This window comes from Emticicia sp. SJ17W-69, assembly GCF_051209875.1.
Lineage (GTDB): Bacteria > Bacteroidota > Bacteroidia > Cytophagales > Spirosomataceae > Emticicia.
Genome location: NZ_JBNTQY010000001.1, coordinates 2,874,495 through 2,890,415 on the forward strand (window position 1 = coordinate 2,874,495; position 15,921 = coordinate 2,890,415).

13 protein-coding genes are annotated in these 15,921 nt (G+C 33.9%); 3 read left to right on the forward strand and 10 right to left on the reverse strand.

Annotated features, from left to right (window positions below):
* Positions 1 to 113 precede the first annotated feature (113 nt).
* Positions 114 to 2,894, reverse strand: coding sequence for a leucine--tRNA ligase (leuS, locus tag ACQUQZ_RS11700; protein WP_435355115.1), 2,781 nt, complete (start codon positions 2,892 to 2,894; stop codon positions 114 to 116).
* A 186-nt stretch (positions 2,895 to 3,080) separates the two neighbouring features.
* Here leuS and ACQUQZ_RS11705 point away from each other — a divergent pair, with 186 nt between their 5' ends.
* Positions 3,081 to 3,926 carry an SAM hydrolase/SAM-dependent halogenase family protein gene (locus ACQUQZ_RS11705; RefSeq protein ID WP_435355116.1) on the forward strand — a complete coding sequence of 282 codons (846 nt, stop codon included), beginning with the start codon at positions 3,081 to 3,083 and terminating at the stop codon, positions 3,924 to 3,926.
* Positions 3,927 to 4,000: 74 nt separating this feature from the next.
* On the opposite strand, the gene infC is transcribed toward ACQUQZ_RS11705, so the two are convergent.
* From infC to ACQUQZ_RS11750, 9 genes are all read right to left on the reverse strand, one after another.
* On the reverse strand, positions 4,001 to 4,558 hold the full coding sequence (gene infC / locus ACQUQZ_RS11710) for a translation initiation factor IF-3 (protein WP_238805467.1): 558 nt from the start codon (positions 4,556 to 4,558) through the stop codon (positions 4,001 to 4,003).
* A gap of 199 nt (positions 4,559 to 4,757) precedes the next feature.
* Positions 4,758 to 6,701, reverse strand: a complete 1,944-nt coding sequence (gene thrS / locus ACQUQZ_RS11715) for a threonine--tRNA ligase (RefSeq protein ID WP_435355117.1) — start codon at positions 6,699 to 6,701, stop codon at positions 4,758 to 4,760.
* 12 nt (positions 6,702 to 6,713) lie between these two features.
* Positions 6,714 to 7,937 carry a tetratricopeptide repeat protein gene (locus ACQUQZ_RS11720; RefSeq protein ID WP_435355118.1) on the reverse strand — a complete coding sequence of 408 codons (1,224 nt, stop codon included), beginning with the start codon at positions 7,935 to 7,937 and terminating at the stop codon, positions 6,714 to 6,716.
* Positions 7,938 to 8,141: 204 nt separating this feature from the next.
* Positions 8,142 to 9,041 (reverse strand): class I SAM-dependent methyltransferase, encoded by a 900-nt coding sequence (locus ACQUQZ_RS11725; RefSeq protein WP_435355119.1) that lies wholly within the window; start codon positions 9,039 to 9,041, stop codon positions 8,142 to 8,144.
* 82 nt (positions 9,042 to 9,123) lie between these two features.
* Positions 9,124 to 10,665, reverse strand: a complete 1,542-nt coding sequence (locus ACQUQZ_RS11730; RefSeq protein ID WP_435355120.1) for a hypothetical protein — start codon at positions 10,663 to 10,665, stop codon at positions 9,124 to 9,126.
* A 78-nt stretch (positions 10,666 to 10,743) separates the two neighbouring features.
* Positions 10,744 to 12,369: a hypothetical protein gene (locus ACQUQZ_RS11735; RefSeq protein WP_435355121.1), complete on the reverse strand. Its 1,626-nt coding sequence runs from the start codon at positions 12,367 to 12,369 to the stop codon at positions 10,744 to 10,746.
* The gene (locus tag ACQUQZ_RS11740) at positions 12,359 to 12,769 is read right to left on the reverse strand and encodes an EVE domain-containing protein (protein ID WP_435355122.1); all 411 of its coding nucleotides are present in this window, start codon (positions 12,767 to 12,769) and stop codon (positions 12,359 to 12,361) included. Before ACQUQZ_RS11740 ends, ACQUQZ_RS11735 begins: the two co-directional genes overlap by 11 nt.
* Before the next feature lie 350 nt (positions 12,770 to 13,119).
* Positions 13,120 to 13,680 carry a 50S ribosomal protein L25/general stress protein Ctc gene (locus ACQUQZ_RS11745; RefSeq protein WP_435355123.1) on the reverse strand — a complete coding sequence of 187 codons (561 nt, stop codon included), beginning with the start codon at positions 13,678 to 13,680 and terminating at the stop codon, positions 13,120 to 13,122.
* A gap of 85 nt (positions 13,681 to 13,765) precedes the next feature.
* Positions 13,766 to 14,716, reverse strand: a complete 951-nt coding sequence (locus ACQUQZ_RS11750) for a ribose-phosphate pyrophosphokinase (protein ID WP_435355124.1) — start codon at positions 14,714 to 14,716, stop codon at positions 13,766 to 13,768.
* A 130-nt stretch (positions 14,717 to 14,846) separates the two neighbouring features.
* Here ACQUQZ_RS11750 and ACQUQZ_RS11755 point away from each other — a divergent pair, with 130 nt between their 5' ends.
* The gene (locus ACQUQZ_RS11755) at positions 14,847 to 15,233 is read left to right on the forward strand and encodes a hypothetical protein (RefSeq protein ID WP_435355125.1); all 387 of its coding nucleotides are present in this window, start codon (positions 14,847 to 14,849) and stop codon (positions 15,231 to 15,233) included.
* A 42-nt stretch (positions 15,234 to 15,275) separates the two neighbouring features.
* A complete protein-coding gene (locus ACQUQZ_RS11760) occupies positions 15,276 to 15,812 on the forward strand; it encodes a hypothetical protein (RefSeq protein ID WP_435355126.1) in 537 nt (178 codons plus the stop codon).
* The last annotated feature ends 109 nt before the right edge of the window (positions 15,813 to 15,921 follow it).

Genomic DNA, 15,921 nt, shown 5'->3' on the forward strand with positions numbered 1-15,921 from the left:
AATAAAAAGATAAATATATACTTCAATTTTACTAACATTGTTTAAAATTTTGTTGCAATATGGCAGTAAAATAAAGAGTAGCATCTTTTACAAAATGCTACTCTTTTAAACTTTTAAATAACCACATTAACAATACGCTTCGGAACAACAATTATCTTTTTCGGCGTTACTCCTTCCAGCCATTTTAAAACTAATTCATTTTCCATCACCAACTTTTCGATTTCTTCTTTGCTCATATCAGCAGGAAAATTGAGCGTTGCACGCACTTTACCATTCACTTGAATGGGATATTCAAATGAATCTTCAACTAAATGTTTAGCATCAAATATTGGAAATTCTTGCGTAGTGATACTATCTGAATTACCCAAAATTTGCCATAACTCCTCGGTTACGTGCGGTGCATAAGGAGAAAGAATCACAACTAATTTTTCAAGAATCGCTTTTTTATGGCACTTTAAATCAGATAATTCATTGACACAAATCATAAATGAACTTACTGAAGTATTAAAAGAAAATGCCTCAATATCTTCCGAAACTTTCTTGATTGTTTTATGTAATGCTTTTAATTCTTCTTTGGTTGGCTCGGCATCTACGACCAAATATTTACCATTTTGGTCATAAAACAAACGCCATAATTTACGTACAAAACGATATGTCCCTTCAATCCCACGAGTATCCCACGGCTTACTTTCAGTCAATGGCCCTAAAAACATTTCGTATAATCTGAAAGTATCAGCCCCATATTTCTCAACAATTGTATCAGGATTTACGACATTGTACTTAGATTTTGACATTTTTTCAACTTCAGAGCCACAAATATATTTCCCATCCTCCAAAATAAATTGAGGGTCATCACCAATATCATTTCTTGTTTCTTTGAATTTTTCAATATCTAAAACATCATTTTCAACGATGTTTACATCAACATGAAGCTTGGTTGTTTCATATTTATCTTTCAATCCATAAGATACAAAAGTTACTTTATCTGTATCTTTCAATCGATAAACAAAACTACTTCTTCCCATAATCATTCCCTGATTAATGAGTTTCATTGCATATTCTTCTTGTGGTACATAACCTCTATCTTTCAAGAATTTATTCCAAAAACGGCTATACAACAAGTGACCAGTGGCGTGTTCGGTTCCACCTAAATATAAATCTACATTTTGCCAATAATCAATTGCTTCTTTTGAAGCAAATTCTTGGTCATTATGAGCATCCATGTATCTAAACCAATACCAACTACTACCTGCCCAACCTGGCATAGTGCTTAGTTCATATTCGTTTCCTTTATAATTCCAGCCTTCTGCTCTTCCTAAAGGCGGTTCACCGTCTTCCGTTGGTAAATATTTATCAATTTCGGGTAAAACTAATGGTAAATCTTCTTTGTCAATTAAATAAGGAAGCCCATCTTTAAAGAAAACAGGCACAGGTTCGCCCCAATAACGTTGACGTGCAAAAACTGCATCACGCAAGCGATAATTAACTTTTCCTTTACCAATTCCTTTTTCTTCTAACCAATTTATTAGTTTCGCTGTGGCTTCTTTATATCCCAAACCATTTATCATGCCCGAATTGACATATTTCCCTTCTTTGGTCGCATCAGCCTGTGTTTCAATATCTGTTTGACTATCAAGTATTTGTATAATAGGTAAATTAAAATGCGTAGCAAAATTCCAGTCACGTTGGTCACCTGATGGCACACCCATCACAGCACCAGTTCCATACCCTGCCAATACATAATCTGCAATCCAAATAGGCACTTTTTCACCACTAAATGGATTAATACAATAACTACCAGTAAATGCTCCCGAAACCGTTCTTACATCTGACATACGGTCAAGTTCAGAGCGTTTTTGGGTTTCTGAAATATAATTTTCAACACTTTCTTTCTGTTCGGGAGTTGTCAATGAAGCAACCAATTCATGCTCAGGGGCTAAAACCATGAATGAAACACCATAAATTGTATCAACACGAGTAGTAAAAACTTCAATTTTAGTTGTCTTATTACTCTCAAGAGCAAATTGAACCATTGCTCCTACCGAGCGGCCAATCCAGTTTTTTTGTTGTTCTTTCAATGAATCTGACCAATCAACCAAATCCAAACCACTGATGAGTCGATCGGCATAAGCCGTTATTCTCATTACCCATTGTTTCATTTTTTTCTGAATTACTGGGTAACCACCTCTTTCAGAAACACCATCTTTCACTTCATCATTCGACAAAACCATGCCCAATGCAGGACAAAAGTTTACCACCGCATCAGAAAGATAAGTTAAACGATAATCTAATGAAATCTTATATTTTTCAGTTTCGGTAAAGCCTTTCCATTCATCAGCAGTAAAACGCTGCACATCGTCTCCACTCACGGCTTTTACGCCAAATGTTCCATTTTGTTCAAATTTTTCGTATAAAGTTTCAATGGCTTCTGCTTTATCCGTATCTTTATTGTACCAAGAATTGAACAATTCCATGAAAATCCACTGTGTCCATTTGTAATATTTTGGGTCAGAAGTACGAACTTTTCTACTCCAATCATAGCAAAAGCCAATTTTTTTCAACTGACTGATATAAGTTGTAATATTACTCTCGGTGGTTATAGCAGGATGTTGACCAGTTTGAATGGCATATTGCTCAGCTGGGAGTCCAAATGAATCAAAACCCATTGGGTGAAGAACATTAAACCCTTTTAAACGTTTATATCTTGAATAAATATCCGTAGCGATATAGCCCAAAGGATGACCAACATGTAAGCCTGCACCCGAAGGATAGGGAAACATGTCAAGCACATAATATTTTGGCTTTGAATGGTCAATTTCTACTTTGTAAGTTCCATTTTCTTCCCAGAACTTTTGCCATTTTTTTTCAATTTCACGATGGTTGAACTCCGACATATACTAATTTTGAATGAGTGAATGCTTGAATGAGCGAATAAAATTCCTACAAAAATACAATTTTCAAGCCGTAACCTTGTTATTTTGCATCATATAAAATCAAACCTTTTCAAAACTATGTCACGGAAAGTTATCATAACATTACTAAGTATCTTCATAATAGCCTCACTATCAGTCTTTTACGCTATGAATAAAAGACAAACAGGTTCATTAGTATTCATGACTGATTTTGGAATAAAAGATGGTGCAGTAGCTGCCATGAAAGGTGTTGCACTCAATTTATCACCATCAGTAATCATACATGACCTAACTCACGAAATTCCGGCCTACAATATTTGGGAAGGTGCATTTCGTTTACAACAAACAGCACCCTATTGGGCAGCAGGGACTGTCTTTGTGTGTGTTGTAGATCCTGGCGTTGGAACTGCACGAAAATCAATTATTTTAAAAACCAAAGCCAATCATTATTATGTTGGCCCAGATAATGGATTATTTACTTTAGTTGCTGAAAATGAAGGTATTGCAGAAGTCAGAGAAATCTCTTCGGCCAATCGTTTGCCAAATTCACAAAATTCATATACTTTTTTTGGTCGTGATGTTTTTGCCTACTCAGGGGCAAAATTAGCCTCAGGAGTAATTACTTATGAAGAAGTTGGTAATCAAATAGCTAATAATCAATTAGTTATGCTACAATACCCAAAGCCAAAGTATGAAAACGGCATTGTTTCGGGCGGAATACCTGTTTTAGATATTCAATACGGAAATGTTTGGACAAACATTGACTCAAAAACTTTAGCAAATTTAAAAGTAAACATTGGAGATCTACTTTCAATAAAAATATTTGAAAAAGACAAACTGATTTATCAAGGACAAATGCCTTATCAAAATACTTTTGGACAGGTAAAAGAAGGAGATAATTTATGCTATATGAATAGCCTATTAAATTTATCTTTAGGAATAAATATGGGAAATTTCTCAGAAAAATACAAAGTACTCAGTGGAATTGACTGGAGAATTGAAGTAATGAAGTAGGAACTACCTCTTACAAAAGTTACGCAAAAAAGGGTGTGCTAATGACAGCACACCCTCTAAAAAAATCAGTACTTTTATTTCTTAGGTTTTGGAGCTAGAAATACAATCATTCGCTTACCTTCAAGTTTCAATTCACCTTCTGGTTTGCCGTATTCCTCCAATCCTGCAATAAAACGTTTCAATAATGCAACACCTTGGTCTTTGAAAACAATTTGTCTTCCTACAAAATGCACATAAGCTTTCACTTTTGCATTTTCCTTTAAGAAACCGATGGCGTGTTTTAGTTTAAAATCAAAATCATGGTCATCGGTTTGTGGACCGAATCTAATCTCTTTTATGACGGTTTTGGCAGCTTTGGCTTTTATTTCCTTTTGCTTTTTCTTTTGGTCATATTTAAACTTAGAATAATCTACAACTCTACAAACAGGTGGTGTAGCCGTAGGTACAATCTCAACTAAGTCAAGGCTTTGTGCTTGTGCCATAGCAAGAGCTTGTGCGGTATCAAAAATACCTTGCTCTACATTATCGCCTACTAAACGAACTTGTGCGGCACGAATCCTTTGATTGATTCTATGTTCGTCTTCCTTCTGTACTGGTCTTCTGAAATTACGATTGAATGGTTGTTGTGCCATTTAACGATTTTAAGGTTACTAAAAATTTGAATTATACGAAAGTAATATTATTTAATTACAAAAACAAATGTTTTTTTTGGTTTTAGGAATTAGTTAAAATGGATTGAGGTAAAAACAGTGATTTAATCATTTTGCTTAAAATCATAAATACTATTTTCAAAAAATGACAACCTAACTCCTAATACTTAATTCCTAACACCTATTTAAACTGCGGAATATTCTTATTAATCTCAGTTTTTGCGTAATTGATAAACTCTTCAATCGTCATTGAGCCTAAATCACCCTCTCCTTTTCTCCTAACTGAAACTTTTCCTTCTTCTTGCTCTTTCTCACCTACAATTAGCATTAGTGGCAATTTATTTACTTCTGCATCTCGGATTTTTCTACCAATTTTTTCATCACGGTGATCAACGAAGCCTCGGATATCTTGTTCTTGAAGAGTCAAGAATAATTCGTTAGCATAATCTTCGTATTTTTCTGAAATTGGTAAAATAGCAATTTGGTCGGGTGAAAGCCAAAGCGGAAAATTTCCAGCAGTAGTTTCTATCAAAATTGCAATAAATCTTTCCATCGAACCAAACGGAGCTCGGTGAATCATCACAGGGCGGTGTTTTTGGTTGTCAGAGCCGATATATTCCAAAGCAAATCTGTCAGGTAACTGATAATCAACTTGAATAGTTCCAAGTTGCCATTTTCTTCCCAAAGCATCTTTCACCATAAAATCAAGTTTAGGGCCATAGAAAGCAGCTTCGCCTAATTCTTCAACTGTTTTTAAGCCCTTTTCAGCAGCCGCTCTTCTAATGGCATTTTCTGCTTTATCCCAAGCCTCATCTGAGCCAAAGTATTTAGTTTTATTTTCAGGATCACGCAAAGAAACTTGTGCAGAAAAATCTTCAAAACCAAGCGAGTTGAATACATAAAGTACCAAATCAATCACTTTTTTGAATTCATTTTCAACTTGATCATCTGTACAAAAAATATGTGCATCATCTTGTGTAAAGCCACGCACACGTGTTAAACCATGTAATTCACCACTTTGTTCATAACGATAAACAGTACCAAATTCAGCCAAACGCAAAGGCAATTCACGATAACTTCTTGGACGTGAGGCATAAATTTCACAGTGATGAGGACAGTTCATTGGTTTCAACATAAACTCCTCTCCTTCTTCGGGTGTCCTGATTGGTTGGAATGAATCTTTACCATATTTTTCCCAGTGTCCAGAAGTCACATAGAGTTGTTTACTACCGATATGCGGCGTAACTACTTGTTGATAACCCGCACGTACTTGGGCTTTTCGAAGGAAATTTTCTAATCTTTCACGCAACATTGCCCCTTTGGGTAACCAAAGCGGTAAACCTTTTCCAACTTTTTCTGAGAATGTAAAAAGTTCTAATTCTTGCCCTAATTTACGGTGATCACGACGTTTAGCTTCTTCTAAAAGCACCAAATATTCCTCTAATTCTTTGGCTTTTGGAAATGTAATACCATAAATTCGAGTCAACATTTTATTGTTTTGGTCGCCTTTGAAATAAGCTCCAGCCACATTCATAATTTTTGCAGCTTTGATAAACCCAGTGTTAGGAATATGAGGCCCACGACACAAATCTGTAAAATTTCCTTGTTTATAGAAAGTAATCGAACCGTCTTCTAAGTTAGAAAGTAGGTCTAATTTATATTCATCACCTTTTTCTTCAAAATATTTGATAGCATCGGCTTTCGCCATTGGAATTCTTACATAATCATTCTTTTGACGTGCTAATTCGAGCATTTTATCCTCAATTTTCTTAAAATCATCATGTGAAATGGTTTCACCATTCGTGTCCACATCATAATAAAAACCATTTTCAAGTGGTGGGCCTACCCAAAACTTGACCTTTGGATAAAGCGTTTCCAATGCTTCAGCCATTAAGTGAGCAGATGAATGCCAAAAAGTTGATTTTCCGTCCGTATCATTCCACGTCAAAAGTTGTAAGGTTGAGTCAGTATCAATTGGCAAGTTGGCATCTTGTATTTTGCCATTTACTTTTGCAGCCAATACGTTTCTTGCAAGCCCTTCGCTGATAGATAAGGCGATGTCATAACTCGAACTTCCTTTTGGATATTCTCTTTCGCTTCCGTCCGGTAAAGTAATTTTAATCATTTGGTCAACTAATTATAATTTTAATCTTCTTGTTGTATCTGTTTTAATATTAACACGTTTTTTTGGTGCAATCACATTTACATGCACTCTTGATGTATCCAATAACTTTTTAGGCTCTTCAATAACTGGTTTTGGTGCAACTGTTGGTGTTTTCTTTGAAGGAACAGGCACTGGAGCCGTATAAATACCCAATGCAGAATTGATTTGCCCAGTAACTCTATTCAATGCAATCACAGATTGGTCATCGGTTTCATCTTTTTCAACGGCATCTCTTAAAAACTCTTCTGCTTTTGTAAATTGTCCTAATTGTTCAAAAGTTAAGCCTATGAAATAATTTATTTTTGGTGTTTCAGGATTAGCATCTAATACTTTTTCATAGTACTCTAATGCTTTTGTATAATTTTTCCAACGAAAATAAACAGTTGCAGAGTAAAGCAAGGCATCTGTTCGCTTAGTATCCATTGATGAAGCTTTATCATAATATACCAAAGCACTATCTAATCGACCAAATTTTGCAAAAACCGATCCTCTATCTACAAAAAATTCTGCATTTGTAGGAAATTGACGAATCGCACTACTATTTACTGCTAAAGCAGAATCATACAATCTGCGATTTTTCAAAATATCAGTCAAAGTAGTATAACCTATTTTAAAAGAAGGCTTCATATCAATCGCCTTATTCATTTTCAAAATAGCTGTTGCAGTATCACCTTTTCTTGCTGCTAAAGTGCCTTGATAAAAATATGTTTCACCATCAAAAGGAGCAATTTGCAAAGACTTTGCTAAATATTGTTCTGCAATCTTTAGGTCATTTCTTTGTTGAGATAAATCACCTAAAAGTGTATAAAGTTCTGGTGTATCAACATTCAAAATCTCAGCACTTTGAGCAAAAGCAAAAGCTTCTCTATACTGTTTTAAATCTCTGAGAATCAATGCTTTAACAAAAAGATATTTACCAGTATTTTGTTTTAATCTATCTGCTCGATTGATGTCTTCTAAGGCCTTTTGTAGATCACCCATCTTTTGTAAAATCAAAGATCTTTTATAATAATTTTCGGCTACACTTGGGTTGCTACGAATGGCATCAGTCAAAGCTTCCAAAGAGGCTGTGTTTTGAATGCTTTCGGTCTGAAATGGCGTAGGCGGAATCTTTGAACGCTCACGGTTTCCTTGTCCACAAGCGAAAAAAAGTAAAGAAATGATGAATAAATAATAAAAGTTATTTCTTTTTGACATCGGATTTACAGCACGAAATAAAATAATGCAGTGTTTCGTGATTCATTTTTTTACAAAAATCCGAATTTTTTCTCATATATAAAATGAAAAGTTAAGAGTTCTGAATTTTGAGTTCTGAGTTCTGAGTTTTTCTTCGTATATTATTCTCTTAAAACACTCATAATCAATTACTTAATCTAAATTCAATAAACTTATACCGATTTTCTAAACCGAAGCAAATCTGTAAAATACACCTAAGGGTAAGCGTTTTTGAAATGAATCTTGTAACACTAATTCTCCCATTTCTGGGTTTGGTATATTTGAATAATTTTGTTTAATAATTGTCTCGGCAATAATGGCTGAAAAACCCATGGAATAAAGATTTAAGATAAAGAAAAAATCATTTTCATGCAGAAGTTGTAAGCAATTTTTTATCAATTCATTTAATCCTTCTTCTAATATCCACTTTTCACCATCTGGCCCTCGACCATAAGCTGGTGGGTCTAAAATAATTCCGTTGTACTTTTTACCACGTTTGACTTCTCTTTTGACAAATTTCAAAGCATCTTCTATTACCCAGCGAATATCAGTTAAATTACTCGCTTCCATATTTTCTCTCGACCAAGAAATCACTTGTTTTACGGAATCGACGTGAGTAACATCAGCACCATTTGCCTTTGCAATCAGAGATGCACCGCCCGTGTAGGCAAATAAATTTAAAACTTTCGGTGTTTCCTTTAAATCCATTTTATTAAGCTTATCGGAAATAAAACGCCAATTTTCGGCTTGTTCTGGGAAAATACCTACGTGTTTAAATGAAGAAAGGGAAAGTTTAAATTTTAACTTTGTATTGCCTTGTTCATAAATGATATACCATTTTTCAGGCATTTTTTTTATATTTTGCCAATCACCTCTTTCTTCAGGGCTAAGCTGATCTTTGCCTTTCGTTTTTTTAAAAATTGCCGAAGCTTTTTTTTGCCAATCTTCCTCAGAAAGTGATTTATCCCAAACCGCTTGAGGTTCGGGGCGAGCCAAAATAAATTCTCCGAAACGCTCTAATTTTTCATAATTTCCCGAATCTATTAATTCGTAAGTGGAGATTTTGGGTGTTAATAGGCTGTACAAATTAGTCCTGAGTTTTAAAAACTAAAATCTGAATTTAAGAATAAGTTTCAGTATTAATCAAGATTTCGATTTAATACCGTACTCAAAATTCTGAACTCAAAACTTTAGTTAAGTAAATAATTTTCTTTATATTAGTTTGAGGCAACGATTGTTGTCCTTTTTTTCTTTTACTAGGTTTTTCTTTGGGAGCATCCAAGTCTTTTACTGCCTCAAATTTAATACGACTTCCGTCAGCAATGAAATAATTTTCGTACCAATTTCGCACACCTTGATAAGTCGGCAAAAATTGAGCATTTTTTAAGTCGATAGGTTTTTCTCCATTGAGTTCATCTGATAGCTTGTAATTAGCAGGATTTGAGAAATTTATCGTTCTACTCAACAATAAATTTCCTTTAATACAAGCAGCAACACCATGACTTTCATTGATAGCTAAAGTTTGATCTAATTGGGTAGAAATCTGATTCATTTCTATTCGACTTTGAGAAAGAAGATTTCCTTCTAAATCAAAATTAGCAACAAATCCCTGCTGAAAATTAAACCCCTTAAAAACTTGCTTTGATTGAGATCGTTGATAGTTAACTTGGTTGCCGAATGGATTATAACCCGAATACGGATTGTTTGATGTAACTACCTGATAATTAGGCTGATAGAACGACCCTCCCACTGAAATAATATTACTACTAAAAATAGTTTTTATTGGTAAGAATGTAAAACTATTGGCCATTTTTTTTACTTGATCATCTAATAATTCAGGCGAGCCTTTCAGTAATATTCGATAATCGTAAAACTTTGTAAGCGTGGTTTTATCCTCTTCTATTTTGGCAAAATAAATACCTTTTGCACCTGTATTTGACTGATAAGTTCCAGTAATAATTTTAGTTGTTGAATCAATTGCTGTCATTTGAGCCGTGAGAGGGAAATTTCCAGCATTTGAACGAATATTATTTTTTGTAATTAACTTTCCAGATGTGTCATATTTAGCATAAACCACATAAGCATCTTTGATGAATTCACCTTTTTTCTTTTTTTCATTTGTAAATCCTGACTCTTTCACAGCCCATAAACTTTCTATCACATTTTGTTGAGGAACATACTTAAAAAATTGTGTCTGTACTTTTCCATTCAGCTGGGCAGCAACAAAATCACCAGAACTATCTTGAAAATTATAATGATAAAATGAAGCCCCTTTTTCATTCATTCCAGCCATCATTATTTTATTTTTGAAATACACATAAGTCTGATCTTGAAAAAACTCACGAAGCTCAAAACCCTTATTTTCAAATTTACCATCTTTCAATTCTACACTATATACTTGATAGTACATTCCTTGGTTCTCAGAAAACATAAACGTAACTCTTTCATTATCAAGCGTATATGAAGTTGGTTGTTTTTCTGCATCAAGAAAAATCTCAGATTCCCACACCTTTTTTAGGTCAATATCAAATCTTGCAATAATGGCTTTTGTAACATCTTTTTTTATGAAAAATATCAATCCGTTTTTTCCCAAAGGGATAATTTTTTGCCATGTTGGTCGACCACTTACCTCAATTTCAATGGTTTGTGGTACTTGAGCAATAAGTGCATAATGAATAAAAATGAAGAATATGATAAGTTTAGCTTTCATTCAGTAAGGTGAAGTTGTAGATTAAATAACGGGCCATATCTACAAGATATGACCCGTTTGACTAATACATTAAGGAATTTAAAACGCAATTTTATTCAAATAAAATACCCTTCTACTTCCATCGTTTCGGTTAGTAATTTTTTGATAGCCCCAAGCTAAATAATAATTTTGGTGCCAGTATTCTATGTCATCTGTCTCAGTATCTCTTATTTTATCACCATCTCTTTGTGTATCAATATCTACAATTTTAGTTCCCTCAACCACCTGTGTACCTCTAACAATTTTAGATGCTAACTTTCCTTTATTGCTATAAACTAAAGTAATATCTTCATTTTGGATGTTTATTTTAACTTTTTCTTTCAAGTCCATGCTTTTGACATTATCAAAACTGAAACTATTATCCCAGAGCATATTCCCTTTTTGGTCAAAACCTGCTACTACAGCATGTGTGTATCTGAAACCATCAAATATTTGGCTATTACTATTATAACTCGAATACATCCACGGGTTCCAAGCCCAAGAATTTAGTCCATAATATCTTGAATATCTAAAAGCATTGAAGGAATTATATCCATAGCTAAATGGAGAGCCAAATCCACTACCATAAAACGGTGAGCCATAGTTGTTATTCGTTCTAAATTCAGGGTAAAAAACTTCGGCTACCAAAATATATTGGTTATCTTTTTGAATAATATCATGTACCAAAACCCTATAATTAAGTTTTAAATCATCGCCTTGGCCTTTTTTTCGCATGATTTTTTTCTCAATACGTTCTTGCTGCTTTTCTGTCATGAACTTAAAAAAGTTCTTAAAATCAGTAAAACTGTGCATTTTTAAATATTCTGGTGTTTCTCCATCCACTTTACTAATGTACAAACCTTGCGACATCGGAACACCATTAGATTGATAGCCTTTATAACCATAATTACCAATCATTAATTGAGTACCATCGTTTAGTGGAAACAATTTCCCAGTCAGTAGGCCAAAATCTTCTTCGGGTTCAACACCTAATTGTTCCACTATCTTACCATTATGATTGATTCTTTTGACAACTACATAACTCGAACGACCTTTTTTTACTGAATAAGAAACAACTAACAAATCATTGACATCATCAAAATCAAGTGAAGAAATACTTGCCGTTCCTTTCAAGCCTCCTGCTAAAATTCGAGGTTGCATTTTATTCAAATTCACACTCATCAATACAGGTTCATCTTTCACCATACCAGCCAAATAGGCAATTTCATTATGAACTTTAAATTCCGAAATCTCAAATCTTTTGATATTTTCAAAAAAGAGCTTTTGAATCATTCCAATACCAATGGAAACTTTGAGGATTTGGTATAAGTCCGAATTGTATTTGCTAAAAAGCAGATAAACCTCTCGCCCATCGCGATAATAATCAACAAAAGATTGATTTTCATCTAATTCACCATTCATAGACCAAGTCTGTTGCAAATCAGCATCAAATTTGGTAATATTAAATTCTGTTCTTCCTGTTTTTGATAAAAGCATTACCCCCTCTTCGCCTAAAGTAATGACTTGATAAGTTTGGTCAGATAAGCGAGAAGGTATCTCAATACGTTTGACACTTTGAGCTATTGTCAATACTGGTAATAAGTTGATTGTCAAGCAAAATAATGCAATCCTGACTTTCCAAAATGATGGCTGATAGAAATAATTGAAAGATTCACTAATTTTCATACGCTTTTGAAATAATAACATCGAATTCTTCTTTTTTTAATTGTTGTACCGATAATCTTGATTGTCGAATCAATGAAACATCCTGTAAACGCTCGTCTGATTTGATGGACTTTAGAGTAACTGCCTTAGGTAATTTTTCAACAGCTGTTAGATCGACAACTACCCAGCGAGGGTCTTCTATTGTTGGGTCTGGATATGCTTCTTTCACAACTTTGGCAATACCAACCACTTCCATTCCTTCGTTTGAGTGATAAAACAATACTAAATCATCTAATTTCATGGCAGTGAGATTGTTTCGAGCTTGATAATTTCTCACACCATCCCATGTGCCTACGCCTTGATTAACGAAATCATCCCACGAATATTTGAAAGGTTCTGATTTTACGAGCCAGTAGTTCATTTTTTTAATTTGTTAAAGAAAAAAATTATAGTTTCTATTTATAAGTTCAGTAGAAAAACATCATTTATTAATTTCACATCATTCTGTTAACCAATCAATCTTAAAATTTGTTAATTCAAATCTATGCAAATTATTTTACTCCGCTTATTTTATGCTATGTTAATTTTATACTTGCCTTTGAAAAATAATATAGAATTGTAAGTTATGAAGAAAGAGCAAATATTAATTAAAAAGTAAATGATTAGGTTTCACACATTTATGGATGTGAAAGTTTTGATCAATCATTAAAAAAAATAACGAGCTGATAATCAGCTCGTTATATCTATTAGCAAACAATAATTTCAATCTAATTAAGCACCACGTAATGCACGAGGAATAGCAATTACCGCAACTGGGTTACTTGCAGCATCTAAGATTTTTACACCTTCGAGTGCAGTAATAGCTGCTACTTTAACTGATTTTCCTAAGTCCAAATCTTTGATGTCAATATTGATGTAATCAGGAATATTTTTAGCTGCTCCTTGAACACGCAATTTTTGCATCTTCTGAACCAACTTACCCCCTTTCTTTTGTCCTTCTGAAGGGCCATGTAATTTGATTGGCACTTCAACTTTAATCACTTTATCAGGAGTGATTTCCAAGAAATCAGCATGAATAATTTCATCATTTGTTGGATGAAACTGTGCATCTTGTAAAATCGCTGTATATTCTTTTCCTTCGATATTGATATTTACTTCATAAATATCAGGTGTGAAAAGCAACGCACGAAATAAATACATTGGAACATGGAATGATACCTGTTCTGCACCACCATATAATACACACGGCACTAATCCTTGTCCACGTAATTCTTGTGAAGCTTGACGTCCGAGATTCGCTCTGTGATACCCTACAATCTCTGTTTTTTTCATATTTTTTTTCTTCTTTACCCTCAAAAGAAGTATTTTTTAATGTAAATTGTACCTTGAGAGTTAGAAAAGGTACAATGAATAGGTTTTAGAAACCTAAATTTTGTTGGTAATTTATAAACAATGTGCTAATAGACCCATTATCGCGAATTCTTCCAATTGCTTTGCCAAACAATTCTGCTACTGAAAGAACTTTAATTTTCTCATTATCTTGGCGTAAAGGAATTGAGTCCGTTACCACTAATTCTGTCAAAACAGATTTTGAGATATTTTCATTGGCTTTGCCTGATAAGACTGGATGCGTACAGAAAGCTCTGACTGAGTTTGCCCCTTTTGCCATGATAAGCTCGGCTGCTTTGCACATCGTCCCACCTGTATCAATCAAGTCATCCACTAAAATCACATCCGAACCCTCAACATCACCAATTAATTGCATAGAGGCAATTTCGTTGGCCTTTTTGCGATGTTTATCACAAATGACAATGTCTGCATCAAAATACGATGCAAATTTGCGGCAACGTGACACACCACCCACATCGGGCGAGGCAAATTTAATATTTTGCAAGTTTTGAGCCTTTAAGTAAGGCACAAAAACTGAAATGCCTTCTAAATGATCAACAGGAATATCAAAAAAACCTTGAATTTGTCCTGCATGTAAATCCATTGTCATTACTCGGTCGGCACCAGCGGCAGTGAGCATATTCGCAATTAATTTGGCAGCAATACCTACTCTTGGCTTGTCTTTTCTGTCTTGGCGGGCATATCCAAAATAAGGAATTACCGCACAAACATAATGGGCTGAAGCACGACGAGCGGCATCAATCAGCATCAATAACTCCATGATATTATCACTTGGTGGAAATGTTGATTGTACAATAAATACATCACAACCACGAACTGATTCGTCGAAACTTACTGAAATTTCACTATCGGCAAAACGGTTGATGCTCACACCCCCCAAATCTTTGCCATAATAATCTGCAACCCTGTTTGCCAAATACTTTGATGAAGTACCTGAAAATATCTTAACTTCTGCCATATTATTGCTTATGTCTCGAAAACAAAGTGCAAAGGTACGCTTTTTGCTTAAAAAATCATATATGAATTTGAATATTTTCTGTTTTTTTACATAGATTTGCAATATTCATGGATTAACCATTTAATTTGCCATGACAAACAAAAGATTAAAGCTGATGCAGTTGTCGTTAGTGGACGAAGTTCCAGAACTAAACAAAATTTTCTTTTTAGATGTTTTTGCCGAATCTTTTTTCGATACGGGTAAAAAACGTATGCGACTAAGTACCATAAATGGCCAAAAAGTACCTTGTAACCTAAAAGTAAGTTGTCCCTCAAAATTGGTTGCTCACTATCCTGAAGGAACGATTTTCAAATTAGATGCTCGTTTGGTTCGTCGAGGTGATGGCCTACACCCTTATTTTATTGCTGTCAATAGAAGTAATATGCAAAGGGCTTTAGAATTCTTTGACTACAATTTAAAAGTTCAAAATGGTTTTGATTATGTCTTGCCAAAAAAGAAAAAGGTATTATCAAAATAAATTATTTTGATAGCATAAGGCACTTATCTATTACCACCAATTATGAAAAAACTTTTCTCTTTTTTACTACTTTCTATAATTTTACTCAAAATAGGTGGTTTTGTAGCCATTTTGGGTATAGAAAGGGCATTAATTAGAGAGGAAATGATTGAAAATATATCTCATCATATCATTTCTGATAAATTGACTTGTATCATTGGCAATGAACAAAACTTAACTAAAATTGAATGGGAAAGAGATGGGGAAGAATTTTGGTTTGAAGGGGAATTATTTGATGTTGTAAAAACAGAGAATAACAACGGTATTATTAGTTACTTTTGTATTTCTGACAAAGAAGAAGCCAGCCTTTGTGCTAAAATTGAATATCTATCGCAAAGCCTTCACGAGAACTCTCCACTCAATACTGCATCTAAAGATATTATAATATTAATTTTTCAGCAAATTATTCTTCCAACCTACACACTACTTAATTTTGAAAATACGATTATTTGTCTTGAAAAGACTAAATTCCCAGCTATATTAAATTTATACTTTTCTTCTTACATCTCACAAATATTAGTTCCTCCGCAGTCTATCTGAAATTGTTTATAGTGAAATCATGCTTCAATAATTTGTATTGAGGTAGTATTTCTTTGCATCAAACTTTTGATTTTTCATCAAAGGATGAAATGCTATTTATTCATTCAAA